The following is a 26,058-nucleotide window of genomic DNA, read 5'->3' as shown; positions in this document are numbered from 1 at the left end:
TTACCACACAGCTCTTCTACAATCTTGCCTACTTTCCGTGTTGAAACACCATTAATAACCATCTCTAACATACTTAAGACGAGAGCCTGATCTCTTCTTTCATAGCGCTCGAATACACTTGGTTCGAACTCTCCATTGCGCGTGCGGGGAACTAATAGTCTCAGTTCAAATGAGCCAATCATATAGCCACGCTCATAAAAGCCATTACGGTAATCGGTTCTTAGGTCATTCCTTTCGTATTGGCTAGCTTTTAAATACTCTTCCTGCTCTTTCAACATTATTTCATTTAACACCATCACAAGAGCGGACTTTAGTACGTCATCCAGCTTTGAATCCATTACCTTTTCTTTTAATTCATCGATATTTAGGCTAAAATTAACTTGGGTCATCTTTCTCATCCTCCTAAAGTATTTTGTGGTTGAAATCACTTTAACACAGGAGAGAAAGATGGCCTATTCTTTTTACACAATTATATGGACTTTATCGCTTCGTCGAGCGGTTAGCGCGCTTTGTCGAGCGTTTGGCACGCTTCGTCGAGCGGTTAGAGTGCTTCGTCGAGCGGCTGGAGCGCTTCGTCGAGCGTTTGGAGCTGTTTGTCGAGCGTTTGGAGTGCTTCGTCGAGCGGCTGGAGCTGTTTGTCGAGCGTTTGGAGCGCTTCGTCGAGCGTTTGGAGTGTGCTTGTCGAGCGGCTAGAGCGCTTCGTCGAGCGTTTGGAGCACTTTATCGAGTGGCTAAACGCGCTTCATCAAGCGGTTGAATCAATTTTATGGATGGCTTGCACATATATCGGGCGTCTAGGCGCTATACTCAAACGAGCAAGTCACAGCCATATGTTTGAACAGTCAGCCCACTTCGTTCTCACACCTTATTGCCTTTGTATACAATGAAGAAATAGTTACAGTTTAAAAGATACACTTCATTTGGTAAAATAACGTTATGCAGTAGAGGAGGAAGGAAAATGGCTAAAAAAGATTCAAATGCCATTGCAACCAATCGGAAAGCCCGTCATGATTTCTTTATAGAAGAAACATACGAAGCTGGATTAGTTTTGCAAGGAACCGAAATCAAGTCCATTCGAGCTGGTCGGGTCAACTTGAAAGATGCCTTCGCAAGGGTATCTAATGGTGAAGTGTATGTTCATAACATGCATATTTCAACTTACGAACAAGGCAATCGATATAACCATGAACCAACCCGTTCTAGAAAGCTGTTACTTCATAGAAGCGAAATCAACAAGCTGATCGGACAGACACAAATGAAAGGGTACTCGCTCGTTCCACTAAAGATATACATCAAAAATGGAGTCGCTAAATTACTGATCGGTCTCGGTAAAGGTAAGAAAAAGTACGATAAACGAGAAGATCTGAAACAAAAAGCGGCGAAACGCGATGTTGAGCGTGCGATGAAGGAGCACTTCCAGTAAGCTTCCCTTTGTAAGCAACATCTTTTCATTTCCGTGGAAATATGCTATAATACTAATTGTAAGACAAAACATTCATCACAAAATGTTTCCCTTTTTACGGGGACGTTTTGGATTCGACAGGGATAGGTCGAGCTTGAGTTGCAAGTCGAGGCGACGGCTCGTAAAACGTCACTCAGTTAATAATAACTGGCAAACAAAACAATTTCGCTGTAGCTGCGTAAGCAGTTCTACAGGATCCTTCCTGCTATCGCCCGTGTAGCAGATAGAAGGGTCTCAAATGAAGCGGGCTACGCTGAAATCCACCGTCTGAGGATTTCAGAAGAGACTAATCAGACTAGCCACTCGGAAGCCTGTTAGTGGGCCGAAGAGCTGGCGAATGACGAATACGCTAACTAAGCTTGTAGAAGCTTGAGTGCCGATATCTCTGGACGCGGGTTCGAGTCCCGCCGTCTCCATACATCAATACGACGAATAATAAACGTCACATTTCTTGTACATCGAGAGTTGTGGCGTTTTTTATTTTGCTACAGATTTTTTGAAGTAAGTATCAGTAAGCGTGCGTAAATGTTCTGAATAATTGATATATTTATGTTATAATTGTATATTAGCCAACAAACGAACCGTTATAGGGGAGAGCAAAATGAAATTAAAATCAAGTAAGTTCATTTTTATAACAATCTTATTGATCCTTAATTTAGGATATATCTCAATAGAGATTTACAAATCAATTCTAAGCAAACCTTTAGGACCGACCATCACTCAATCAGAGTTTTCCAGAATAAGTACATTATCCGATTTTGCCTATCTGTTCGAAGTTGCTTTTATCCTTGTTTCACTTACATGGATTTTATTAATGTTCATCAAAAGAAACCGAACTCATTTCATACAACACGCTGGTATTCATGCATCATTACTAATATCCTTATTTGTTATTAATTACATTTTAAGTTGGTCCTTTAATGCGCCTGTTGGAAATCTAACGCAATTGTTGTATGGTCCTTTTGTATTTGTGATTGGTGCAATGATTTATTTTGTGCTTACTGAATTACTCTCTAAGATTCGCTATAAAAAAGTATAACGCATTGGTCGGGGACGCAATTGCTACGGAAGCAATTGCGTTTTTTGTATTTTAAGCTAAACATTCAAAAAAGCGTGCTAACCGTTCAAAAGGTCATTGTCACCGTTCAAACAACTGAGCTAACTGTTCAAAAAGAGGCTGTTACCGTTCAAAAGCTCGTACTAACCGTTCAAAACGTCGTGCCGACCGTTCAAAACATCGCGCTAACCGTTCAAAAAATCCCAACAGCCGCAAAAAAATCACTTAAACGACTTAATCAAGCATACCAACCGCTTAATCACACACTCATCCATGAATTTTCCGCTTCCTAATTTTCCATACATGGATAAAAACACACGAAATCGGGTAATTTCTAAAGTAGTAGGAAGGGAAGGAGAAGATGCGGATGATTAAATTATTGAAACGAGGAAACCGTTCATCTGGTTTATCTGCATTAGGGAATGTTGCAATTGCAATTATTAAAGGAATTGCAGCCTTGATCAGTGGTAGTGGTGCCATGTTTGCGACAATGATCCACTCCATCGCAGATTCGCTCAACCAGGGGATGGTTTTCTTCGGAAGTGCTTTAGCTGAAAAGAAGCCAACGAAACGTTTTCCGACTGGATATGGAAGAGTGGTGAATTTATTTGTCTTATTGGCGGTTATCGTCGTATCAATCATGGCATATGAGACCATTTTGAATGGATGGCATATCATTCAAGATCCTGAACCTTCATCCAATTTGTGGTTAATGGTTATTGTCATGGTCATTTCGATTGCGATCGATGGTGGCGTGTTGCTGAAAGTCATGAAAGAAGTCGTCCAGGAAGCGCGTGCTGAAAAAGACGGTAACTTTATAATCGAATCGTATAAAAATATCGAATATGCCCAACCACCGACACGGTTGGTGTTTTACGAAGATAACGTAGCGACGCTTGGTGGGGCAGTAGCTTTAATTGCGATTGCTATATCACATATTACCGGTAATTATATTTATGATGGAATCGGAACAATGATCATTGGTATTTTACTAATTGGGATTGCCATAAAAATCGGTTACGACAATACGATTGGGTTAATTGGTGTTGCTGCACCGAAAAAGATTGAGACGAGTGTCGCACAGATTATTTTAAACGATCCAAAAGTCGTCGATATCCAAAAGATGCGCATTTTGCAAGAAGGTGGAGACTACCATGTGGAAGCTTATCTTGAGTTGGAAAAAGGAATGACGCTTGCCGATGCGGACGATGTTAAATTCCGTGTAGCTGAAAAGATTCTCGATCAATCTTATATTGATGATGTGTTTTTAGGAATCATTGAATCAGATGACAAACAGACTTGGACAGATATTACATTAGATAAGGACAATAAATAAAAAAACGGTTAACGATGTTTCAGTCGTTAACCGTTATTTTATTTTGAGGCTCGTGATAATTAATAAGATGCCTCCAATTAGGCAAACAGCTTTTAATAATGAAATTTTCCCTGCAAGTCCATACAGTCCAATGAGTGTGGTTGAAAGTAAGATCGTTGGACCGACCAATGCTAATAAAGAATTGATCACTAAAGCTTTGGACAAATCATTGAATTTAAACATCATGAATGCAGCGGTGATTTCAATTCCACCTGAGATGATTCGTAAAAAGATGATGGATAATAATGTTCGTTCCATGACCTGCATAATATCCTCCTTGAACACACGACTTTTTACAAGATATGCGACAAGGAGGAGAACTAGTCCATTTATTCAGTTAGGTACGTTCAGGTCGAATGAATAAAACAATGGAGCCGAGAAGGAGAATGCCGATCCCACCAGCAACAATATAGCTTACTGCCAGGAAATTTTTCATTAACAAAGACATCAACGGAGGTCCAGCCGCAACCCCGATAAATCTTGCAGCACTATAAATCGAAGTAATCGTTCCGCGAGCATCTTTTTGAATATTTTCGGTAATCATGGCGTCCAATGTTGGCAGTAATGCGCCGATAGCGAGACCAGTGATGCTGATGACGAGCAGAAGGATTTCAGCTGAATCGGATGAGCCAACAAAGCTGACACTGACAGAAAGGATGATCATCGATAAAATCATGACCGTTTTCATGACTGTCAAACTGCCCTTGATCCACTTACCGATGGTGAAAGCCGTGATACATAAAACAATTAGCGGAACGGCGAGCAGAACCCCTTTTCGCACACCTTCGATACCGTATTCTTTTTCAAAAATATCGGATAGAAAGAATAACACACCGAATAAGACGAGCATCACATATGCTCCTATGCCGAAAATCGTATATAACCACGGACCTTCAATACTGAATATCTTTTTCGTTTTCGCCAAAAATGTTCGAAAGGCGGGTGGTTTGGCAATGTCTCTCGGTACTTTGATAAAAAAGACGACCAATATAAAGGAAATTAAGCTAAAGACAGCAATCGAGATAAACGGTAAATACCAAAGAATCGTTGCGAAAAAGGCGCCGACAATTGGGCTTAACACCTTACCGAATGTGTTGGACGTCTCAACGACACCTAAGTTCTCACTGGCCTTCTCATCATCGTCTTTATACAAATCGCCGACGAGAGGAAGAATAATGGGTGTGGCACCGGAAGCACCGACACCTTGTAAAATTCGGCCGACAACAATCCAAGCAAATGGGTTTTCTATTTTCCACGAAGCGTATGCGGCAATCACACCGCCAATCAAGGTCAAAAGTAAACTCGGCAAAATGACAATTTTTCTGCCGTACCGATCCGATAAATAACCAGCAATAGGTATTAAAAAAATGGCTGAAACAGAATAGCTGGTGATGATTAAGCTTGACTGAAATGAAGAGATGCCGATTTTTTCTTCAAAAACCGGCAACACTGGAATGAGCATGGAATTACCTAATGTCATGACGAGCGGAATGGAGGCTAACGTGATTAGCCCCCAAACACCTAGCGGGTCTTTTTGATTCATTGATTAGCACCTCGGAATTTTTTCATACTATAGTTAATGTGTCCGAGATGATTTTTTCTATGAAGGTAGATGATTGGAAATAAATTTCAAACTGTTCGTTGTTATCTATCGGAAAATCTTTAAAAAGGTGCTATAATAATATTCGTTAAGTTTAATGATGGAGGCTGTTTCATGTTACAAGCAACTAATGTCGGGCTTCGGTTTTCAGATCGCAAGCTCTTTGAAGATGTTTCAATAAAATTTACCAATGGGAATTGTTACGGTTTAATCGGTGCGAATGGTGCCGGAAAATCAACATTCCTAAAAATTCTATCGGGTGAAATTGAACCCCAAGAAGGTCATGTTTCTGTAGGAAAAGATGAGCGGATCGCTGTTTTGAAACAGGATCACTTTGCTTATGAAGAAGAAAATGCCCTCAATGTCGTCATGATGGGACATGAGCGTTTATATGAAGTGATGCAAGAAAAGGATGCAATCTATTCCAAAGGTGACTTTACGGAAGAAGATGGCATGCGTGCGGCAGAGCTAGAAGGCGAATTTGCTGAAATGAATGGTTGGGAAGCTGAAGGTGATGCTGCGACATTACTGCAAGGTCTTGGCGTGAAAGACGAATTCCACGACAAAAAAATGGCGGACCTTCCTGAAACGGAGAAAGTAAAAGTACTTCTTGCACAAGCGCTATTCGGTAACCCGGATATTTTACTATTGGATGAGCCGACAAACGGACTTGATTTACAAGCGATCCGTTGGTTGGAAGAATTTTTGATCCAATTTGAAAATACCGTCATCGTCGTTTCACACGACAGAAACTTCTTGAATAATGTCTGTACACATATTGCTGATTTGGACTTTGAAAAAATTACGCTCTATGTCGGGAACTATGATTTTTGGTATGAGTCCAGCCAGTTAGCATTAAAAATGGCGCAGGACCAAAACAAGAAAAAAGAAGAAAAGATTAAAGACTTGAAAGAGTTTATCGCGCGGTTCAGTGCCAACGCGTCAAAATCACGCCAGGCTACGTCCCGTAAAAAGCTATTGGATAAAATTACGTTGGATGATATCAAGCCATCCTCACGGAAATATCCGTACATTGCCTTCCAACCGGAACGTGAAATCGGCAATGATTTGTTGGAAGTCAACGGACTTTCTAAAACAATCGACGGTAAAAAAGTATTGAATAACGTCACTTTCCGTTTGAACAAAGACGATAAAGTCGTTTTACTCGGTGATGACATCGCGAAAACAACTTTGCTTAAAATTTTAGTCGGTGAAATGGAACCGGACGAAGGAAGCTATAAATGGGGAATCACGACATCCCAATCCTACTTCCCGAAAGACAACAGCTACTACTTTGATGGAGTAGATAAAACGTTGATTGATTGGTTACGTCAATATTCACCGGAAGATGAAAGTGAAACATTCTTGCGTGGATTTCTTGGCCGTATGCTTTTCTCTGGAGAAGATGTGTTCAAAAAAGCAAGTGTCCTTTCCGGGGGAGAAAAAGTACGTTGTATGCTATCCCGCATGATGTTGAGTCATTCAAACGTATTGATTTTGGATGATCCGACGAACCACTTGGATCTCGAATCCATTCAATCGTTGAACGATAGCTTAATCCAATTTAAGGGTTCTGTGATCTTTACTTCTCACGACCATCAATTTATCCAAACGATTGCCAATCGCGTAATTGAAATCACCGATGAAGGTGTCGTTGATAAATCCGAATCATATGAGGATTATATTGAAGCAGAAAAGAAAATTACAACACCTGTTTTGTAATAGTTGTCATATAAGAAACCATCTTTCGTCTCGTGCGGAAGGTGGTTTTTTCACTTCAACTAAGTTTCAGGAATGCCTGACAAGTTGCCTTCTCCCAGGTAATTTTTAATTTGAGTAAAAAGATACTGTTAAAAATCGGGATAATTCATGTATAGTTATACTATGGGAGTGTTGACCAGTGAAAAACCATTTAAAAAATATAGATTATCCACTTTTCGTTATTATATTATTGTTAGCATCGGTTGGTATTGTCATGGTTTATAGTGCGAGCTTTGTGTTCGCAGGATTAGACCCTGATTTAAATAATCCTGATTTTTTCTTCGACCGTCAGAAACGTTTTTTGATTTTTGGATTTTTCGTTTTTGGCCTCACAAGCCTATTCAATTACCGTAAGCTAGGTCCGTTTATTCCCATATTTATATTAGGAACAATCTTTTTATTGGTGTTGGTTTTAATTCCAGGTGTCGGAGTAACGAGAAACGAAGCGACACGTTGGTTGAATTTAGGATTCATTCTTCTCCAGCCGTCTGAAGTGGCTAAAGTTGCTTTGATCTTATATTTTGCGAAAGCTTACACAAACAAACAAGAGAAGTTGCATCATTTTGGACAAGGCGTTATGCCGCCATTGATTGTGTTGTTACTTGTTTTTATATTAATCGTATTTCAACCCGATTTGGGTACGGCCGTTTCAATCATTATCCCTTGTGGAATTATTTTGATGTTTGCCGGGATCCGATTCCGTCACCTATTCTTACTGGGAGGAACAGCATTAGCTGGTGTAATTTTATTGATTTTGACAGAAGGTTACCGAATGGAGCGACTAACCGGATTTCTAAAACCTTTTTCAGATCCAAGTGGTGAGGATTATCAGTTGGTTCATTCATTGATTGCCATTGCGAGCGGACAAATTAATGGCGTTGGATTAAGCAACAGTGTACAAAAGGCCGGATTTTTACCGGAAGCGCATACCGATTTCATCATGTCGGTCATTGCTGAGGAACTAGGCTTACTCGGCGTATTGTTTGTCATCGGCTTATACATTGCATTTATGTTTAAAGGGTTAATGATCGCCAAACGAGCGACAGACCAATTTGGTCAGTTGCTTGCATATGGAATTACTTTTCAGATTACCTCACAAGTATTCATTAACTTAGGGGCGATTACCGGGTTAATGCCAATTACAGGAATTACATTGCCGCTCATCAGTTACGGTGGTTCTTCTTTGTTGATTACCTTTTTCCTTTTGGGTATATTGATGAATATTGCGATTAAAGGAAACATCCGAAGAAGAGGGATGGAACCAAAAAAGAAAGAATCTGAGCGAACATTTCAGGCACTCTAGACAACAAAGCAAAACCCGTACGATGACTTAAACTTTCTTCAGCATCAACGTACGGGGTATTGTAGGATAGTCCGAACCAGATATAAATGACCCAATTGTTAGATATATGAGCCCAAGTCAAAAATATATGAGCCAATTCGAGCGTATATGAACCCAATTCGAACGTATATGAGCCCAATCCACGGATATATGCACCCGAAACATGTGAATATGCACCCAAATACAAAATATATGAACCCTCGCGCTAACTATATGGCAGAGAGCCATAAAAAATTTTATTTACAAACCGGGCATAGACCATAGACTTCGAATTTATGGCTTTCAATCATATATCCTTGAAACTTCGGTTGAATGAAATCCATCGGACATGTTTCGATGGATTTTGTTTTACCACAATTGTTACAAATAAAGTGGTGATGATGATGTTCATGCCCACAAGAAAAACGAAAATGTTTTTCACCATCCAATTCGGTTGATTCCAAAATATGCAGATCATGAAACAAATGCAAGTTCCGGTAGATTGTGTCGTAGCTGATTCCAGGATATTTTACGCTCAACTTTTCCCAAAGATCACTTGCGGTCCGGTACCCATCTTCTTCCGCAAAAAACTCTAAAATATCTTTCCGTTTATCGGTAAACTTATAGCCCTCGTCTTTTAATAGATTCAACGCCTCATTCAAATTCATGAATGCTCACCTTCAATTCTTCCGAGTGATTTAATCTTTTTGGCCAATAACGTCAAACCGAGTAGCAAAACAGCTGTGAGAACAATCGTCCCACCAGGTGGGATCTCTAAATAATAGCCGGAAATCAGTCCGACAATGACAGCTGTTTCTCCATATAGAATACTGTACCAAATCGTTTGTTTAAAGCTTTTTGCCACGCGCATGCTCGTTGCGACCGGAAGTGTCATCAGTGCAGATACGAGCAAAACACCGACAATTCGGATTGAGGCGGCAATCACTAAAGCGGTTAAAATCATGAATAGGTAATGAATGAATCGAGCACGGATGCCGGATACTTCAGCAAATTCTTCGTCAAAAGAAAGGGCAAATAACTTTTTATAAAGGACAGAGACAATTAGGACGACGAATATAGCTGTACCTAAAATCAATAGCAAATCATTTCGACTGACGGCCGCAACGGAACCGAATAAATAGGAATAAATATCTGTGTTGATCCCGTTCGCTAAAGCAATAAATACAATCGCTAATCCAACACCGAGTGAGTGAATAATCGGTATCGCAATTTCTTGGAATTCTCGATATACTGAGCGCAATTTTTCAATAATGACGGCACCAGCGATGGAAAAAATCATACCGAATTGAAATGGTGTAATCATGGTCGCCATCGGTTGTTTTTGCATAAACATGCCAAATGCAATTCCCGCTAATGTGACATGGGAAAGACCGTCCGCAATCATCGCTTGTCGCTGTACAACGATAAATGTTCCGAGCAACGGTGCGATTAAACCGACGAGCAATCCCGTAAAAAATGTGTTTCGAAGTAGTTCGTAATTTATTAGGGCTTCTAGCATCTAATTTCTCCCCTCACCTAATGGTCATGATGGATGACATTGAAGTCATGACCATAAAATGTTGATCTTTTTTCATTGCTTAACTGTTCAAATTCGTTTGGATCTCCATGATAATGCAAGTTTTTATTGAGACATAGCAAGTCATTCACTTGTGTTGTAATTGTGCCGATATCATGGGAAACAAGAATTAATGTAATACCCAGGTCCCGATTTAAAGTGGATAGTAATTGGTAAAATTGCTCAACGTTATCTGTATCGACACCAACCGTTGGCTCATCCAAGATGAGAAGCTTCGGTTTATTGACGAGTGCTCGTGCAATAAATACTCGTTGTTGTTGCCCACCGGATAGTTCACCAATATTTTGATTGGCAAAGTCGATCATGTTGACTTGTTTCAAAGCCTGGTTGATTTGTTCGTTCACATTGGACTGGGAGCGAAAAAGTGAACTGCCAGCGGTCAGCCCCATGCCGACAACTTCTTTAACGGTTGCGGGAAAGCCACGGTTGAAGCTGTTGGCTTTTTGTGAAACAAAGCTAATATGCCCCTTATTCTTAAATCGCTGAATAGGCTTGCCAAATATTTCGATGGATCCTTTTTGGACCCTTTCAATTCCTAAAATCAATTTAATCAACGTCGTTTTACCTGAACCATTTGGACCAACCAAACCAACAAAGCTACCTTCTTCAATATCGAAACTGACATCTTCCAATACTGAGTGATGATTATAGCGATGCGAAAGATGACTGACGGATACTAGCGGTGTGCTCATGAGGCCAACCTCCTTATTTTTTCGTTTCTTTAATGACGTTTAAATTTTCTCGCATTAAATCAAAATAATCTTTGTTTTGCTGAATGTCTCTTTCGGTCAATGATTCGAGTGTGTGAATCTTCAATATACGTAAATCCATTTCTTCCGCAATCGTCTTAGCTAGACGGTCTTGGCTGATTGTTTCTAATATGATGTGATCAATGTCTAGATGATTCACTTCATCAAAAATTTGTTTCAGCTCTTTCTGAGAAGGTTCTTGTGAAGAAGAAACGCCGCGAACCGATAGTTGCTCGACTCCATAACGCTCCGTCCAATAGTCAAATGCTTCATGCGTGACAAACAATGTATAATCGTGAATTGTTAACGTAGCATATTCCTGATCTAACTGTGCGAGTTCAGTTTGTAGCGCGGAAAGATTTTGGCGAAAACTTTCTTCAAATTCTGGATAAATCTCAGTCAAGTCACTAGCAATAATTTCTGCCGCATGGCTCATTCGGACGGGGTCCAACCAAAAATGAGGATTATAATCATGTTGATGCCCGTGTGACTCCTCGTCGTGTTCATGCGTATTGTTAGGATGACTATCATTGTTTGTTTCAAATAGTTCTTCATGATCGGCTAACTGGTAAACAGATAAACCTTGCTCAGCAACTGCATTAGCAAGCGTTTCACCGAAGGCTTCTAATTGATCTCCGATATAAAAAAACGCGTCATTTGAAGATAATTCAATCATTTTTTTCGATGAAGGCTCGTAAACATGCGGATCTGTACCAGGTGGAATGACCGTATCAACATCTACATGCTCGTTCGCAATTTTAGAGATTAAAAACTCAAGCGGATACATTGAAACAGCGACGGAGTGACTTTTTGTCTGCTGTGATTCATTATTCGAATTGCATGCACTCATTAGTACAATAAATAATAGCAATGTCGTCAAAAATATTTTCTTCATTTAGCGTTACTCCTTATAGACGGATATCGTAATGGTTACGATTTAAAATGAACAAAAAAAGTATATCTTATTCAATCCAACTAGTAAATAGGAATGCTTACGATTTATAAAAATATACAACGTTTTTTCTTGATTTTTCTCCATACATACGAAACAATAAAATCACACAAATGAAAGGTGGGAACAAAATGCAAATCACATTAAAAGTATCCGGAATGACTTGCGGTCATTGCAAGCAGTCTGTGAATGATGCACTCAGTAATCTGGAAGGCGTTCAATCCGTAGAAGTTAATCTAGACTCAGGGAACGTAGATGTCGCGTACGAAGATTCCCTCGTTTCAAAGGAACAGTTGATTGAAATCGTTGAAGATCAAGGTTATGACGTTGTCGCTTAAGACATAAAGTGTACAGGTCCCATTTAGGGGCCTTTTTTTATGTGAAATTTCTTTTGCTAGTTGAATTAGTTACATAAATTAGAACTCATGGGACTCCAAGGGCATTATCATACAGGGAAGCGGCCTAGACTCCATTTTAATCCTTTCAATCTGGAGGAATACAAATAGCACAACTAAAGCTTTTAAAAAAGAGCAATCATAAAATAGATTCAATTATTTTAAAAAAACAAAATTCTGAAAGTACAAAATTCACAAATTCCATGATAGAATGGAAAGCGGTTACATAGTTTCAGACAGAGAGGTTGAGGCAGATGGAGAAAGTCATGAGAAAGTTTTTTTTGTTTTTGTCCGATAATAAATTTTTTACGAAAATGGCGAGAAAATATGGATTGAAATTTGGGGCAGGCCGTTTTGTGGCAGGTGAAGAAATCAATGATGCGAAAACGACGATTCAGGGATTAAATGAAAAAGGATTGTCGGTTACGCTTGATTTTCTAGGTGAATTCGTAAGTGAGTCAGACGAAGCGAGATCCAGGGCTGATGAATGTGTAAATGCGATTCAAATGATCGGCGAAAACCAGCTTGACTCTCAGCTTTCTTTAAAATTGACTTCATTAGGATTAGATATATCTGAAGACCTTGTCCTTGAGAACATGGAAAAAATCTTAGAAGCAGGGAAGAAACACGATGTGTTTGTCACCATTGATATGGAAGACTACGCACGTCTACAAAAGACATTAGATATATTTGAGAAGTTAAAGCAAAACTATGACGGGATCGGCACAGTCATGCAAGCGTATTTATACCGCGTATCAGATGACGTAGAAAAGCTGGATCAATACAGTCCGAATTTACGCTTAGTGAAAGGTGCTTATAAAGAATCGTCAGAGGTTGCTTTTCCTGAAAAGAAAGATACCGATGAAAACTTCAAAAAAATCATTGCCCAACATCTCCAAAATGGAAATTACACGGCAGTGGCAACACATGATGACGCGATTATTGAATTCACGAAGAAATTTGCAGAAGAACACGATATTCCACGCGATAAATTTGAGTTCCAAATGTTGTACGGGATACGCAACGAACGACAGGATGAATTATCAAAAGAAGGATATAAAATGCGTGTCTATGTACCATACGGAAATGATTGGTATGGCTATTTTATGAGACGTCTAGCTGAACGACCAGCCAACGTAGGATTTGTGGTGAAAGGGATATTTAAGTAATAGAACGATTTTTGAGCCGCCCGATAAGCGGGGCCGAACCGTCCGACAAACGCGTGGAGCCGCTCGATAAAAGCGTGAAACCGCTCGATAAAAGCGTGAAACCGCTCGATAAACGCGCGGAACCGCTCGATAACCGCGTGGAACCGCTCGACAAATGCGTGAAACCGCTCGACGAACGCGTGAAACCGCTCGACGAACGCGTGTAGCCGCTCGACAAACGTGTGTAGCCGCTCGACAAACGCTTGGAACCGCCCGACAAACGCTTTGAGCCGCTCGATAAACGCGCCGAACCGCTCGACAAACGCGCGGAACCGCTCGATAAAAGCGTGAAACCGCTCGACAAACGCGCGGAACCGCTCGATAAACGCGCCGAACCGCTCGATAAATGCGTGAAACCGCTCGACAAACGCGCTGAACCGCTCGACGAACGCATTGAGCCGCTCGACGACCGCGCGGAGCCGCTCGATCAGCTGTTCCAGCCGCTCGATAAACGGTCCAAGCCACCAAATAAAAAACTTCCTGAAGGGTAGCGTCGAAACTATTGCTCTACCCTTCATGCAGGACAAAAAAAGCAATTAGATTTGATATAAAAAGTTAGAAATTTTGAATAATCATTATAAAATGGTTTGCGAATTATCGGAAAATAATTTATAGTATAAGATAGAACACTTTGGATAGTCATTGACTGTCCAAAAAAATTTTCGAGTAAAATGAATGAGTATTCATTCAAAGAATAGGGGGAAGTTTCATGAACCGTCAAATCAAGCGTGCAGCTGTTTTAGGCTCTGGTGTTATGGGAGCTGGAATTGCAGCACATTTGGCAAACGTAGGAATACCTACATTGATGTTAGATATTGTTCCTCGTGAGCTAACGGAAAAGGAAGAAAAGAAGGGTCTGACATTACAAGACGCTGCTGTCCGAAACCGTATAGCGAATGAAAGTAAAGCAAAATTGAAAAAACAAAAACCTTCTCCAATCACGAGTCAAAAAAGCCTTGATCTAATTACGACTGGGAATTTTGACGATGATATGGAGAAATTGAAAGACGTTGACTGGATTATTGAAGTCGTTGTCGAAAACTTGGACATTAAAAAGAAGGTTTTCGAACAAGTGGAAGAGCACAGAACAGAAGGTACGATCGTTACGTCGAATACTTCAGGTATTTCGATTAATGCAATGGTGGAAGGCCGTTCGGAAGATTTTCAAAAGCATTTTCTTGGAACGCACTTTTTCAATCCGCCACGTTATCTGAAGCTTCTTGAAGTGATTCCGACTGAGAAAACAGATCCGGAAGTCCTTTCATTCGTGAAGGCATTCGGTGAAGATGTACTTGGTAAAGGTGTCGTTGAAGCAAAAGATACACCAAACTTTATCGCGAACCGCATCGGAACGTACGGCTTATTAGTGTCCGTTCAAGAGATGCTCAAAGGTGGATATAGCATTGGTGAAGTTGACTCTGTAACTGGTCCTATGATTGGTCGTCCGAAGAGTGCGACTTTCCGTACGCTTGATGTCGTCGGTTTGGACACGTTTATTCACGTAGCCAAAAACGTGTACGACCAAGTTGAAGGTGAAGAAAAACAAGTTTTTGAAGTGCCAGAATTCATGAAGAAGATGAATGAAAAAGGCATGATCGGTGCCAAAGCTGGCAAAGGATTTTATCTGAAGAAAAAAGGTGAGAAGGGCAGTGTCATTTATGAATTGAACCCTGAAACCTTGGAGTATGAAGATGAACAGAAAAAATTAAAAACTGAAGCAACCGGTCAAGCCAAGCAACAAAAAGGTGCCAAACGAAAAGTAAAAGCACTGGTGAATGCAAAAGGCGACCGTGGTGGCGATCTTGTTTGGAATATTACAAAACCAACGCTCATTTATTCCGCTGAATTACTCGGTGAAATTGCCGATGATGTGAAGGCGATTGATGAAGCGATGAAATGGGGCTTCGGTTGGCAGCTCGGACCATTCGAAATGTGGGACGCAATCGGAGTGAAATCTTCTGTTGAACGAATGAAAGAAGAAGGCGCACAAGTACCTGCTTGGATTGACGAAATGCTTGAAAGCGGATTCGAAACATTTTATAAATCCGAAAACGGAAAAGAGTATTTTTATCACAACGGTGAATATGTGGAAAAAGACGTCAATCCAAAAGAAATTAATTTGAAATTACACAAAGAAACACATGGTGTCATCAAGAAAAATTCAGGCGCTAGCTTGATTGATCTTGGAGATGACGTTGCACTACTTGAATTCCATTCGCAAAGTAATGCGATTGGTCCAGACATTCTTCAAATGATTAACTATTCATTGGAGGAAGTCAATAAAAATTACAAAGGTCTTGTCATCGGCAACCAAGGAAAGAATTTCTGTGTTGGTGCAAACCTTGGAATGATGTTGATGGAAGCACAGGACTTTAACTTCATTGAGCTGGAAATGATCGTTAAACAGTTTCAAGATACAATGATGAACATTAAATACAATGAAAAGCCTGTTGTTGTCGCGCCATTCGGGATGACGCTAGGTGGAGGCGCTGAAGTCAGTCTTCCAGCAGCGAGCATTCAAGCGTCCCAAGAAACGTATATGGGCTTAGTTGAATTTGGCGTCGGTTTAATTCCAGGTGGTGGCGGAACGAAAGAGCTTTACTTGAAGTCACTACGCGGTTTGCCGCAAGGTCCTAATTTTGATTTAACGAAAGTGGCGAATGACGTATTTGAAAAAGTGGCAATGGCACAAGTTTCAACTTCAGCTGCTGAAGCACGTAAAAACGGATTCTTGGATAACCATGACAAAATCAGTGTCAATGGCGATCACTTAATCTATGACGCAAAACAAAATGTGCTTGGCTTGTCAGAAGCAGGCTACCAAGCGCCTAAACGTGAAAAGGTACCTGTTGTTGGTGAACCGGGCTATGCAGCGATGTTACTCGGAGCAAAAGGACTTGTCCAAGGAGGCTATGCTTCTGAGCATGACTTGAAGATCGCTGAGAAATTGGCTTATGTTCTTGCAGGTGGAAAACTAGCATACGGAACAATAGTCGATGAACAGTATCTACTTGATCTAGAACGTGAAGCTTTCATCAGCTTAATTGGTGAAGCGAAAACACAACAACGTATGCAACATATGTTGATGAAAGGTAAACCACTACGTAACTAATAAACGAAACAACTCCAATTCGAAAAAAGGGGGAGAAATTGTGAGAGAAGCAGTCATTGTTGCAGGTGCAAGAACACCTGTCGGTAAAGCGATGAAAGGATCATTTGCGAACACGCGTCCAGATGATCTTTCCGCTGTAACAGTAAAAGAAGTATTGAAACGAGCGAACAATTATGACGGCCCAATTGATGATATTATTATCGGTTGTGCGATGCCTGAAGCAGAACAAGGGATGAACATGGCAAGAAATATCGGAGGTCTTGCTGGGTTGGATCATGATGTACCTGGCATTACAATCAATCGTTATTGTTCATCAGGACTACAAAGTATTGCCTATGCAGCTGAGCGAATTATGCTTGGAAATGCGGAAACGATTATCGCTGGTGGAGCTGAATCCATGAGTTTGATTCCGATGGGAGGACACGTCATCAAACCAAACTTGGACTTAGTCGAAGATGCACCAGGCTATTACATGTCAATGGGACATACAGCAGAGGAAGTTGCACAACGATTCGGGATCTCCCGGGAAGACCAAGATGCTTTTGCTGCTCGAAGCCACGAGCGTGCCGAGAAAGCATTAAAAGAAGGTAAATTTGATGATGAAATCGTTCCGGTTGATGTTGTACAACGCAAAGTCGGTCCAGAAAATAAAGTTCATGAAACGACAGTAACAGTTTCCAAAGACGAAGGTGTGCGTCCAGGTACAACACCTGAAGTTTTATCGAAATTGAGACCTGCGTTCACTATGGGCGGGTCCGTCACTGCTGGTAACGCTTCACAAATGAGTGATGGTGCAGCATCAGTTTTAGTCATGGACCGTGAAAAAGCAGAGAAAGAAGGACTGACACCAATTGTGAAATTCCGTTCATTCACCGTACAAGGTGTCGAGCCTGAAATCATGGGGGTCGGACCAGTTAAAGCAATTCCGAAAGCAGTAGAAATGGCTGGTCTTGAATTGTCGGATATCGGATTGTTTGAACTCAACGAAGCATTTGCTTCTCAATCATTACAAGTCATTCGTGAACTTGGATTAGATGAAAACATCGTTAACGTAAACGGTGGAGCAATTGCATTAGGTCACCCACTCGGTTGTACAGGTACGAAGCTGACTGTTTCATTAATGAATGAGATGAAACGTCGTAACGTGAAATATGGCGTCGTCACAATGTGTATCGGTGGCGGTATGGGTGCAGCTGGCGTATTTGAATTACTATAAAACATTAATTATTGGAGGGTAAACGTATGAGCGAAACACAAGAAAAAGTAATTAAAGGCGGAGGCTTCTTAGTAGAAGACATTGCTGCTGAAGATATGTTAACACCAGAGGATTTTACAAGTGAGCATAAAATGATTGCCAAAACGACGGAGGAGTATGTAAAAGGTGAAGTTTGGCCAGTCCTTGATAACTTGGAAAATCATGAGTTCGATAAGTCTGTTGACTTGCTTAAAAAAGCAGGAGAGCTTGGTCTTCTAGGTGCAGACGTACCAGAAGAATACGGCGGACTCGGATTGGATAAAGTCAGTTCTTCCTTGATCACTGAGAAAATGTCCCTTGCTGGTGGATTCTCCATCACTCACGGTGCACACGTTGGTATCGGCTCGCTACCAATCGTTTTCTTCGGCAACAAAGAACAAAAAGAAAAATATCTACCTGTCCTGGCAACTGGTGAGAAGTTAGCGGCTTACGCATTGACTGAGCCAGGTTCAGGATCTGACGCATTAGGTGCAAGTACTACAGCTAAGTTAAATGAAGCGGGAACTCATTACGTACTTAACGGTGAAAAACAGTGGATCACTAACTCAGCATTCGCAGACGTATTCGTCGTCTATGCGAAAGTCGATGGCGATAAGTTTACAGCATTTATCGTTGAACGTGAATTCCCTGGCGTATCTACTGGACCTGAAGAGAAGAAAATGGGAATCAAATCTTCTTCTACACGTACATTAGTGTTGGAAGATGCAGAAGTACCAGTTGAAAACGTACTCGGTGAAATCGGCCGTGGTCACATTATCGCGTTCAACATTTTGAACGTTGGTCGTTATAAACTAGCAATCGGTGGCGTCGGTGGTGCGAAACGTGCCATTGAAGTCGCAACGAAATATGCAAACGAGCGTAAACAGTTCAACACACCAATCTCAAGCTTCCGAATGATTCAAGAAAAACTAGCAAATATGGCAGCTCGTACGTATGCCAACGAAAGTTCCGTTTACCGTACAGTTGGTCTTTTTGAACAGCGTATGGGTGGCTTATCCCAAGAAGAGTTGAACGACGGATCAGAAGTTGCGAAAAGTATCGCGGAATACGCAATCGAATGTTCCATGAACAAATATATGGCAACAGAACTACTTGATTATGCAGCTGATGAAGCTGTTCAAATCCACGGTGGCTATGGCTTCATGCAAGAATATGAAGTTGAGCGTATGTACCGTGATTCAAGAATCAACCGTATTTTTGAAGGAACAAACGAGATTAACCGTATGCTCGTCCCAGGCACATTCATGAAAAAAGCCATGAAAGGCCAGCTACCACTTCTTGAAAAAGCAACAGCATTGCAAGAAGAGCTGATGACAATGATGCCTGAACCGGTTGGTGACGAAACACTTGAACAAGAGCGTTACCTACTGAAAAACGCGAAGAAAATCGGCTTATTGGCTGCAGGAATCGCTGCTCAGAAGTTCCAAGATAAGTTAGAACAGGAACAAGAGTTATTAGCGAACATTGCTGATATGGCTGGCGAAATTTACAATATGGAAGCTGCAATCCTTCGTACAGAAAAAGCAATCAACAAAGACGGCGAAGAAAAGCATAAACAGAAAGTTCTTTACACACAAGTTTATGTTCAAGAAGCATTTAACAGCATCGAAGCGGATGCAAAAGAAACATTAGTTGCGAGTGACTCTGGGGACAGTCTGCGCATGATGCTTGGTGCCCTTCGTAAACTGACTCGTCATGACCCAACAAACGTAGTTGAGAAAAAACGCGAGATTGCGAAAACATTGATTGAAGAAGAAAAATATACGGTTTAAAGATCGGTTAATAGATTTGCAAAAACCTCAGTGGAGTGCCTTCTGCTGAGGTTTTGCATTGTTTTTTCATTACGTCAACAGTAACCAAAGCTTGTGTCTTCCCTCATCCAAACGGAAATATGCTAAACTAACGGTGGAGGTGTTTTCAGATGACAGTAACGATCTATCAATATCCAAAATGCGGCACATGTCGGAAAGCATTAAAATGGTTGGATGAGAACAATATAGCTTATGAATCAGTACATATTGTCGACAACCCACCAAGTGAATCCGAATTGAAGAAGATTATCGAACAAAGCGATCTGCCGATCAAGAAATTCTTCAATACATCAGGAAAAAAATACCGTGAATTAGGGTTGAAAGACAAGCTGGATGACATGTCTGACGATGAGAAAATCAAGCTACTTGCATCAGATGGAATGTTAATGAAACGTCCATTGGTGACGGATGGCAAAAAATCAACAGTAGGATTTAAAGAAGAGACGTTTGAATCGGAATGGAAATAAAACAGCAAGAATGTGTCATCCATTCAATAAATATAGTAGAATATAAGTAGTTAAATGGTTATAGGAGCATTCCTGTAATAAAAGAATTTAGCTAAAAATAAGCTTATACGGGATTACACAAAAATAGCCCTCCTTGGTAGTATAGAGAGTGTCACGTACGAAATGACCTCGAAAATACCGAAGGAGGACTCAAAATGGATTTTACACAAAATAAAAGGTTAAAGCAAATTACTGAAAACACAATTATTATTGGCGTTGATGTTGCCAAATACAAGCATGTTGCCCGTGCTGTGGATGATCGTGGAGTCGATCTAGTAAAACGATTGGTAATCAAAAATACAGCCGAAGGCTTTACTGAGTTAGTTCGCTGGGCTGAATCCTTATCCAATGAACTGAATCGAACCCACATCATTATCGGTATGGAACCAACAGGACACTATTGGTTAAACTTAGCTTATTTTCTTAAAGATCGAGGTCTGAAAGTCGTACTTGTCAATCCGATGAAGGTAAAAAAATCAAAGGAATTAGACGATGATTCCCCAACGAAAAACGATACGAAGGATGCCAAGGTCATTGCACAAAACGTACGTGACGGTCGTTTTCATGAACCAACTTTACCTGAGGATGTGTATGCAGAATTGCGTGAAGGCATGAGGCTTCATGACATGATTCAAGAGGACTTGAATTCTATTCAAGCTCAAATGCATAATCTATTGGATCGCTATTTCCCTGAGTTTTTGACTGTATTCAAGAATTGGACCGGGAAAGCAGCACTCCATTTATTGAAACAAGGTTATTTACCGAACAAGATTATCGATACTTCAGAAGATGTGTTATTAGCTGAGATAAAATCAGCAACTCAACGTGCTGTCGGCCTAAAGCGTGTTCGAGAATTAAAACAAGCTGCCGATTCGACGGTTGGCATTCAAGTAGGATTGAACATGGCACAAGAGGAATTACGTTATTTGGTCGATCAATACATTCATTTAAACCAACGGTTATTAACGCTTGAAGAATCACTTGAGGAACTCGTAATACATGTACCTGGAGCTTCGGAAATGGTAGCTATCAAAGGAGTTAGTTCCATGACAGTTGTCGCTTTCTTTGCGGAGGTCGGAGACCTCTCAAATTATCGAGATCCACGCCAAATCATTAAATTAGCGGGACTCAATTTAACGATGAATCAGTCCGGAACACATCATGGAAGCACCAGAATTTCCAAACGTGGTAGGAAACGTTTACGCTCTGTCCTTTATCAAGTAGCGATTCCACTTTCTTACCATAATCCAGCGTTTAAGCAATTGCATGGCTATTATCGAAATCGTCCGAATAACCCTCTAACTGGTAAACAATCGTTTATTGCCTTAAGTCGTAAGTTAATCAAGATCTTTTATGTATTAGGAACACATCAGTGTTCATTTAGTGAGTCCAAAATGTTAGATGATATACCCGTATTGGCTAAAAGTAAAGAAGTTGCTTAGTATATTGAGCCGTTTAGACTGCTATTTTAATTGACAATTGAAGCACGGATTAGCCGGTCGTTATTATTTCCGTTAGGGCTTTGACCCACCAAAGGAGCATTTCCGGCATCCACACATGGATAGGTTGAACGAAGGAATTTACGCGCATAGACGCCGAGAGACATGGGAGGGTTTACCGCCATGTGAAAGTGGAGATCCAATCGTGCGATCATACAACTATCTTCCTTTTTTAGGAAATTGAGCTACTAGGCTTATTTATGCAAAACTAACAATTCCAATTTCAACCGAAAATGTTTGAATATACAACTAAACACCCTGCGCTTCTAACTAAGTCAATTAGAAAATCAAAGTAAAACGGCGAAAAACTAAGAAATAATTAATCTATTGAGGGAGGGGTCGAACGATGAATTTACCAAAAGATTTACGTTATTCAAAAGAACACGAATGGGTGAAAGATGAAGACGGTAAGGTTCGAATCGGCATTACGGAATTCGCACAAGACGAACTAGGGGATATTGTGTTTGTTGAATTACCAGAAGTCGGTGACGAATTGGAATTGGATGAGCCATTTGGCAGTGTTGAATCCGTTAAGACAGTGTCTGAATTATACGCACCTGTTTCAGGAAAAGTTGTCGAAGTTAATGAAGAATTAGAAGACAGCCCTGAATTAGTGAACGAATCCCCATACGAAGGAGCTTGGATGGTTGTTGTTGAATTAGACGACTCATCTCAGCTAGAAGAACTAATGGATGCTGACGCATATCAAAAAATGACAGAAGAAGAAGAATAGAACCTTGAAAGCTGATCGATCGTGATCAGCTTTTTCCATAGGTAATGAAAACAAAATTTGGTGATCATACATGGATGAGTTGTCAAAGGTAATTATCGTAGAAGGAAAGCAAGATAAGAAAAAAATTAAACGGGTACTTGAGGATGAAGCTTTTATTTTATGTACATTCGGAACACTTGGTTTACATGCGTTAGATTTAATGATTGAAGAGCACCAGCTAGATGATCGTGATGTGTTTATTTTGACGGACGAAGATGAACCAGGCATCAAATTAAGAAAGTTACTGAATCAAGAAATCTCTCATGCTCAAAACCTCTATATCGACCGAAAGTATCGGGAAGTTGAAGAAACACCTGAGTACGTGTTAGCATCAATTTTACAAGCAGCTGATATAAATGTTGATGTGGATTTTTTGAAAGGGTTTGAATAAGCATGAATGTGATCAACGAAAAAAATGCGCAATTTCTAGTCAAGAAAAAAGAGTATCATATATTATTTATCAATAGCCCCTTCTGTGGTACATGTAAAGTGGCAAAACGAATGCTTCTTTATATAGAAGACACACTGGAAGACAGTAAATTTTATGAACTAAATGGACTGACTGCACCAGATTTTCTACAACAGTACAATATTATGAGTGTTCCATGTTTAATGGTGTTTAAAGACGGCAAGCCAGTCGATCGAATCTATACATTTCACTCTGTGCCATATTTATTGAAAGAACTTGGACCCTACTTGGTCACGGAGAAAAATAAAATATAATTATACTTATACATCTGGCATGCCGAACGAAGGATTCTCCTTGCGTTCGGTATTTTTTATGGAAGGCAAGAAAATGGAAAGCCGCTGATAAACGTCGTGAAGCCGTCGATAAATGCAGAGAAGCCGTCGAAAAAACATGAGAAGCCGTTGAAAAATCGGTAGAAGCCGTCGATAAACGCAGAGAAGCCATCGAAAAGTGCTGTGCAGCCGCTGATAAATGCCGCAAACCCGCCGATAAATCTTCCGTTGAACTCGATTATTCCATAAAAAAAGCACCCCTTAAAGGAGTGCCTTTCAAAAAACGCCTATGCAATCGCTTTGCTAATCACCTGCAAGATCTCCACAAAGTCAGCTTGATCACCGAATCGACCGACCACTTCACCATTCTTATCAATGACGATTGTCGTTGGGACGGAAGTGCAATCATATAGGTCATATACTTCTCGTCCGTTATCTTTCAAAACGGGCTGAGTCAAGAATTGTTCTTGATATTTCAACGCTTCTTCCTCAGAACGTTCCCGGCCAGTCACATTAATCGTAATCATTTCTAATTCATCACTTCGCGTCGTTTTATAAAATTGTTCTTTTTTCGGAAGATCACGTGCACAGTCTGGGCACCAAGATACCCAAAAAGTTAGGACAACGACTTTTTCGCCGAGTACTTCATCGAGAGAGAATGTTCGGTCTTCATTTAAGTATGGTAGTTCGTATTGTGGTGCTTTCATTTTATATTTCCCCCTTCTTTAAAAAATACGATTGACGACCAATTCGCTTCATGATAATATTAACATTAATATAAATCGCATAGCAAAATTTCTTATCAAGAGTGGCGGAGGGAAAGGCCCTGTGAAGCCCGGCAACCATCGAATTTATTCGAAAGGTGCTAATTCCTGTTCATGCTGAATGCATGGCAAGATAAGAGAGAGAGTAAATGTTTCTTTCTTGTTCTTGCAAGGGAGATTTTTTTATGTGTTAGCAACGCATCGCTTTAACGCGTTAAATTTACAATTAGATAAATATACTCTTATCAAGAGAGGCAGAGGGACTGGCCCGATGAAGCCCGGCAACCACTGGATGATATTTAAAATCATCCAACAGGTGCTAATTCCAGCAAAGCAGGGGATGCTTTGAAAGATAAGGGAACGAAGGCCCGATTCCTTTCTGTTCTCTTATGCAGGAAGGTTTTTTTATTTACTAAAGAAAGAGGGAGTTACATGATATCGATTAAAAAGCTTTCGAAACATTTTCAAACGAAGGATCAAACGGTTCAAGCAGTCGATGATGTTTCATTAGATATTGAAAAAGGTGAAATTTTTGGTGTGATCGGTTATTCCGGTGCAGGTAAAAGTACATTCGTACGTCTGTTGAATCGGTTGGAAGAGCCGACGAGTGGAGAGATTACACTTGATCAGCAGTCATTAACTCAATTAGGAAAAAATGATTTACGTAAAAAGCGACAAAAAATAGGAATGATCTTTCAGCACTTTAATCTGCTATGGTCACGTACAGTGTATGAAAACATAGCATTTCCTCTAGAAATCGCAGGGGTGGATAAACAGAACAGTAAAGAAAAAGTGGATGAATTGATTGAGCTTGTTGGCTTGAAAGGACGGGAAAACAGCTATCCTTCTCAACTAAGTGGTGGGCAAAAGCAACGCGTCGGCATAGCCCGAGCACTCGCAAACGATCCCGAAGTACTCCTTTGTGACGAAGCAACTTCCGCCCTCGATCCGGAAACGACGGATGATATTTTGGATTTACTCGTATCCATTAATGAAAAACTGAAATTGACGATCATCTTAATTACGCATGAGATGCATGTCATACAAAAAATCTGTCATCGTGTAGCAGTCATGGAGCAAGGGAAAGTGGTTGAAGTCGGTGACGTGTTGGAAGTGTTCATCAATCCAAAAGAGAAAACGACGAAGCGATTCGTTCAACAATTATCGCCACTTGAACATGACCCGGAACGACTAAAAGATTTCATTACGGAAGATGAAAGCAAAGAAGTGGTGAAGCTGCATTTCGTTGGCGGTACAGCGAGACGGAGCTTAATCAGCGAAGTCGCAAAACAGTTCGATGTTTATGTGAATATATTGCAAGGATCGATTTCACAAACCCAGGAAGGCTCATACGGTACATTATTCGTTGAACTGGACGGGGAGCGAAAAGTGATTGATGTATCGATGGATTATATTCGCAACTCAGGTGTAGAAGTAGAGGTGGTTACAAATGCTTAACGAATTATTTCCGAATGTCATCATGGATGATTTATGGACAGCAACATACGAAACATTATACATGACAGTCATTTCAGTGATCGGTACTTTTATTCTTGGAATCATTCTTGGTTTAGTGCTTTATTTGACCGATCGAGGAAATCTTTGGAGCAACCGGTTGGTGAACGGAATCACTGCGACGCTCGTCAACGTGTTCCGTGCCATCCCGTTCATTATATTAATCTTATTGCTCATTCCATTTACAGACTTTTTGATGGATACCATCCGTGGACCGAAAGCAGCTTTACCAGCATTGATTATCGGTTCGGCACCGTTTTACGCACGGTTAGTTGAAATTGCCTTAAAGGAGGTAGATAAAGGGGTAATTGAGGCAGCAAAGTCAATGGGGGCCAAGACACACACGATTATTTTTAAGGTTTTATTGCAGGAATCGAAACCAGCACTAGTCGGAGGTCTGACGGTTACAGCAATTGCGTTAATCGGTTATACAGCTATCGCAGGAGTGATTGGCGCAGGCGGCCTTGGTGATTTAGCGTATATGAATGGTTTCCAACGAAGAAATAATGATGTTGTCTTTGCATGTACTGTCTTTATCGTCGCCATCGTCTTTATTTTTCAATGGGCTGGCGACTTTACGGCAAAAAAAATGGATAAACGATAAAA

The 26,058-nt window shown here is 40.5% G+C and carries 28 protein-coding genes, 1 other RNA gene and 2 riboswitches; of the genes, 20 read left to right on the top strand and 9 right to left on the bottom strand.

The genetic code is table 11. The features are described from left to right. On the bottom strand, nucleotides 1-389 hold a 389-nt coding region (locus tag KQ486_RS05440), incomplete at its 3' end, for a transposase (protein WP_216687010.1). A 58-nt stretch (nucleotides 390-447) separates the two neighbouring features. On the opposite strand from KQ486_RS05440, the gene KQ486_RS05435 reads away from it, so the two are divergent. From KQ486_RS05435 to KQ486_RS05410, 6 genes are all read left to right on the top strand, one after another. Beyond that, nucleotides 448-693 carry a hypothetical protein gene (locus tag KQ486_RS05435; protein WP_216687009.1) on the top strand — a complete coding sequence of 82 codons (246 nt, stop codon included), beginning with the start codon at nucleotides 448-450 and terminating at the stop codon, nucleotides 691-693. 265 nt (nucleotides 694-958) lie between these two features. Then, nucleotides 959-1,423 (top strand): SsrA-binding protein SmpB, encoded by a 465-nt coding sequence (gene smpB / locus KQ486_RS05430; protein ID WP_216687008.1) that lies wholly within the window; start codon nucleotides 959-961, stop codon nucleotides 1,421-1,423. 98 nt (nucleotides 1,424-1,521) lie between these two features. Then, nucleotides 1,522-1,881: a transfer-messenger RNA gene (gene ssrA / locus KQ486_RS05425) on the top strand. Nucleotides 1,882-2,063: 182 nt separating this feature from the next. Continuing rightward, nucleotides 2,064-2,501 carry a hypothetical protein gene (locus KQ486_RS05420; protein ID WP_216687007.1) on the top strand — a complete coding sequence of 146 codons (438 nt, stop codon included), beginning with the start codon at nucleotides 2,064-2,066 and terminating at the stop codon, nucleotides 2,499-2,501. A gap of 44 nt (nucleotides 2,502-2,545) precedes the next feature. Continuing rightward, nucleotides 2,546-2,812 carry a hypothetical protein gene (locus KQ486_RS05415; RefSeq protein WP_216687006.1) on the top strand — a complete coding sequence of 89 codons (267 nt, stop codon included), beginning with the start codon at nucleotides 2,546-2,548 and terminating at the stop codon, nucleotides 2,810-2,812. A 68-nt stretch (nucleotides 2,813-2,880) separates the two neighbouring features. Beyond that, complete coding sequence (locus KQ486_RS05410) at nucleotides 2,881-3,855, top strand: cation diffusion facilitator family transporter (protein WP_216687005.1); 975 nt, start codon at nucleotides 2,881-2,883, stop codon at nucleotides 3,853-3,855. A 33-nt stretch (nucleotides 3,856-3,888) separates the two neighbouring features. Here the strand turns inward: KQ486_RS05410 and KQ486_RS05405 are convergent, their stop codons facing one another. Together KQ486_RS05405 and KQ486_RS05400 are read right to left on the bottom strand one after the other, a co-directional pair. Further along, nucleotides 3,889-4,161 carry a YqhV family protein gene (locus tag KQ486_RS05405; protein WP_216687004.1) on the bottom strand — a complete coding sequence of 91 codons (273 nt, stop codon included), beginning with the start codon at nucleotides 4,159-4,161 and terminating at the stop codon, nucleotides 3,889-3,891. Between the two features lie 70 nt (nucleotides 4,162-4,231). Continuing rightward, nucleotides 4,232-5,437 carry an MFS transporter gene (locus KQ486_RS05400; RefSeq protein WP_216687003.1) on the bottom strand — a complete coding sequence of 402 codons (1,206 nt, stop codon included), beginning with the start codon at nucleotides 5,435-5,437 and terminating at the stop codon, nucleotides 4,232-4,234. 171 nt (nucleotides 5,438-5,608) lie between these two features. On the opposite strand from KQ486_RS05400, the gene KQ486_RS05395 reads away from it, so the two are divergent. Further along, nucleotides 5,609-7,216 (top strand): ABC-F family ATP-binding cassette domain-containing protein, encoded by a 1,608-nt coding sequence (locus tag KQ486_RS05395; RefSeq protein ID WP_216687002.1) that lies wholly within the window; start codon nucleotides 5,609-5,611, stop codon nucleotides 7,214-7,216. 178 nt (nucleotides 7,217-7,394) lie between these two features. Continuing rightward, entirely contained in the window at nucleotides 7,395-8,558 is a 1,164-nt protein-coding gene (gene ftsW, locus KQ486_RS05390; RefSeq protein ID WP_216687001.1) for a putative lipid II flippase FtsW, read from the top strand. A gap of 275 nt (nucleotides 8,559-8,833) precedes the next feature. Here the strand turns inward: ftsW and KQ486_RS05385 are convergent, their stop codons facing one another. The 4 genes from KQ486_RS05385 to KQ486_RS05370 are packed head-to-tail and all read right to left on the bottom strand — an operon-like array spanning nucleotide 8,834 to nucleotide 11,817. After that, nucleotides 8,834-9,244 (bottom strand): Fur family transcriptional regulator, encoded by a 411-nt coding sequence (locus KQ486_RS05385; protein ID WP_216687000.1) that lies wholly within the window; start codon nucleotides 9,242-9,244, stop codon nucleotides 8,834-8,836. Further along, the gene (locus tag KQ486_RS05380; protein ID WP_144162975.1) at nucleotides 9,241-10,095 is read right to left on the bottom strand and encodes a metal ABC transporter permease; all 855 of its coding nucleotides are present in this window, start codon (nucleotides 10,093-10,095) and stop codon (nucleotides 9,241-9,243) included. Before KQ486_RS05380 ends, KQ486_RS05385 begins: the two co-directional genes overlap by 4 nt. 17 nt (nucleotides 10,096-10,112) lie before the next feature. Continuing rightward, complete coding sequence (locus tag KQ486_RS05375; RefSeq protein WP_216686999.1) at nucleotides 10,113-10,865, bottom strand: metal ABC transporter ATP-binding protein; 753 nt, start codon at nucleotides 10,863-10,865, stop codon at nucleotides 10,113-10,115. A 13-nt stretch (nucleotides 10,866-10,878) separates the two neighbouring features. Continuing rightward, nucleotides 10,879-11,817, bottom strand: a complete 939-nt coding sequence (locus KQ486_RS05370) for a metal ABC transporter solute-binding protein, Zn/Mn family (protein WP_216686998.1) — start codon at nucleotides 11,815-11,817, stop codon at nucleotides 10,879-10,881. A gap of 188 nt (nucleotides 11,818-12,005) precedes the next feature. Between KQ486_RS05370 and copZ the strand changes: the two genes are divergently transcribed. Further along, nucleotides 12,006-12,212 (top strand): copper chaperone CopZ, encoded by a 207-nt coding sequence (gene copZ / locus KQ486_RS05365; RefSeq protein ID WP_144162969.1) that lies wholly within the window; start codon nucleotides 12,006-12,008, stop codon nucleotides 12,210-12,212. 311 nt (nucleotides 12,213-12,523) lie between these two features. Continuing rightward, entirely contained in the window at nucleotides 12,524-13,438 is a 915-nt protein-coding gene (locus tag KQ486_RS05360) for a proline dehydrogenase family protein (protein ID WP_216686997.1), read from the top strand. Here the strand turns inward: KQ486_RS05360 and KQ486_RS05355 are convergent. Beyond that, nucleotides 13,431-13,871, bottom strand: a complete 441-nt coding sequence (locus KQ486_RS05355; protein ID WP_369127212.1) for a hypothetical protein — start codon at nucleotides 13,869-13,871, stop codon at nucleotides 13,431-13,433. The two genes, KQ486_RS05360 and KQ486_RS05355, sit on opposite strands and share 8 nt — an antisense overlap. A gap of 315 nt (nucleotides 13,872-14,186) precedes the next feature. Here KQ486_RS05355 and KQ486_RS05350 point away from each other — a divergent pair, with 315 nt between their 5' ends. From KQ486_RS05350 to KQ486_RS05315, 8 genes are all read left to right on the top strand, one after another. Continuing rightward, complete coding sequence (locus KQ486_RS05350; protein ID WP_216686995.1) at nucleotides 14,187-16,589, top strand: 3-hydroxyacyl-CoA dehydrogenase/enoyl-CoA hydratase family protein; 2,403 nt, start codon at nucleotides 14,187-14,189, stop codon at nucleotides 16,587-16,589. Nucleotides 16,590-16,629: 40 nt separating this feature from the next. Then, entirely contained in the window at nucleotides 16,630-17,805 is a 1,176-nt protein-coding gene (locus tag KQ486_RS05345) for an acetyl-CoA C-acetyltransferase (RefSeq protein WP_216686994.1), read from the top strand. 26 nt (nucleotides 17,806-17,831) lie between these two features. Continuing rightward, complete coding sequence (locus tag KQ486_RS05340) at nucleotides 17,832-19,616, top strand: acyl-CoA dehydrogenase FadE (protein ID WP_216686993.1); 1,785 nt, start codon at nucleotides 17,832-17,834, stop codon at nucleotides 19,614-19,616. Between the two features lie 149 nt (nucleotides 19,617-19,765). After that, nucleotides 19,766-20,122, top strand: a complete 357-nt coding sequence (locus tag KQ486_RS05335) for an arsenate reductase family protein (RefSeq protein ID WP_216686992.1) — start codon at nucleotides 19,766-19,768, stop codon at nucleotides 20,120-20,122. Nucleotides 20,123-20,316: 194 nt separating this feature from the next. Beyond that, nucleotides 20,317-21,603, top strand: a complete 1,287-nt coding sequence (locus tag KQ486_RS05330; RefSeq protein WP_144163884.1) for an IS110 family RNA-guided transposase — start codon at nucleotides 20,317-20,319, stop codon at nucleotides 21,601-21,603. 403 nt (nucleotides 21,604-22,006) lie between these two features. Continuing rightward, entirely contained in the window at nucleotides 22,007-22,393 is a 387-nt protein-coding gene (gcvH, locus tag KQ486_RS05325) for a glycine cleavage system protein GcvH (RefSeq protein WP_144162955.1), read from the top strand. Between the two features lie 70 nt (nucleotides 22,394-22,463). Beyond that, on the top strand, nucleotides 22,464-22,823 hold the full coding sequence (locus KQ486_RS05320) for a toprim domain-containing protein (RefSeq protein WP_144162953.1): 360 nt from the start codon (nucleotides 22,464-22,466) through the stop codon (nucleotides 22,821-22,823). A 2-nt stretch (nucleotides 22,824-22,825) separates the two neighbouring features. Further along, complete coding sequence (locus tag KQ486_RS05315) at nucleotides 22,826-23,155, top strand: thioredoxin family protein (RefSeq protein WP_216686991.1); 330 nt, start codon at nucleotides 22,826-22,828, stop codon at nucleotides 23,153-23,155. A 305-nt stretch (nucleotides 23,156-23,460) separates the two neighbouring features. Here KQ486_RS05315 and KQ486_RS05310 read toward each other — a convergent pair whose 3' ends face one another. Continuing rightward, nucleotides 23,461-23,880 (bottom strand): TlpA family protein disulfide reductase, encoded by a 420-nt coding sequence (locus KQ486_RS05310; RefSeq protein ID WP_216686990.1) that lies wholly within the window; start codon nucleotides 23,878-23,880, stop codon nucleotides 23,461-23,463. An 89-nt stretch (nucleotides 23,881-23,969) separates the two neighbouring features. Continuing rightward, a riboswitch (SAM riboswitch) is annotated at nucleotides 23,970-24,077 on the top strand. 99 nt (nucleotides 24,078-24,176) lie between these two features. Next, a riboswitch (SAM riboswitch) is annotated at nucleotides 24,177-24,296 on the top strand. A 73-nt stretch (nucleotides 24,297-24,369) separates the two neighbouring features. Between KQ486_RS05310 and KQ486_RS05305 the strand changes: the two genes are divergently transcribed. Together KQ486_RS05305 and KQ486_RS05300 are read left to right on the top strand one after the other, a co-directional pair. Further along, nucleotides 24,370-25,395, top strand: a complete 1,026-nt coding sequence (locus tag KQ486_RS05305) for a methionine ABC transporter ATP-binding protein (protein ID WP_216686989.1) — start codon at nucleotides 24,370-24,372, stop codon at nucleotides 25,393-25,395. Next, nucleotides 25,388-26,056 (top strand): methionine ABC transporter permease, encoded by a 669-nt coding sequence (locus KQ486_RS05300; RefSeq protein ID WP_216686988.1) that lies wholly within the window; start codon nucleotides 25,388-25,390, stop codon nucleotides 26,054-26,056. The genes KQ486_RS05305 and KQ486_RS05300 overlap by 8 nt, the downstream gene beginning before the upstream one ends. The last annotated feature ends 2 nt before the right edge of the window (nucleotides 26,057-26,058 follow it).

The organism is Allobacillus halotolerans (genome assembly GCF_018967645.1).
GTDB lineage: Bacteria > Bacillota > Bacilli > Bacillales > Alkalibacillaceae > Allobacillus > Allobacillus halotolerans.
This window is presented reverse-complemented; position numbering and strand designations above follow the sequence as displayed.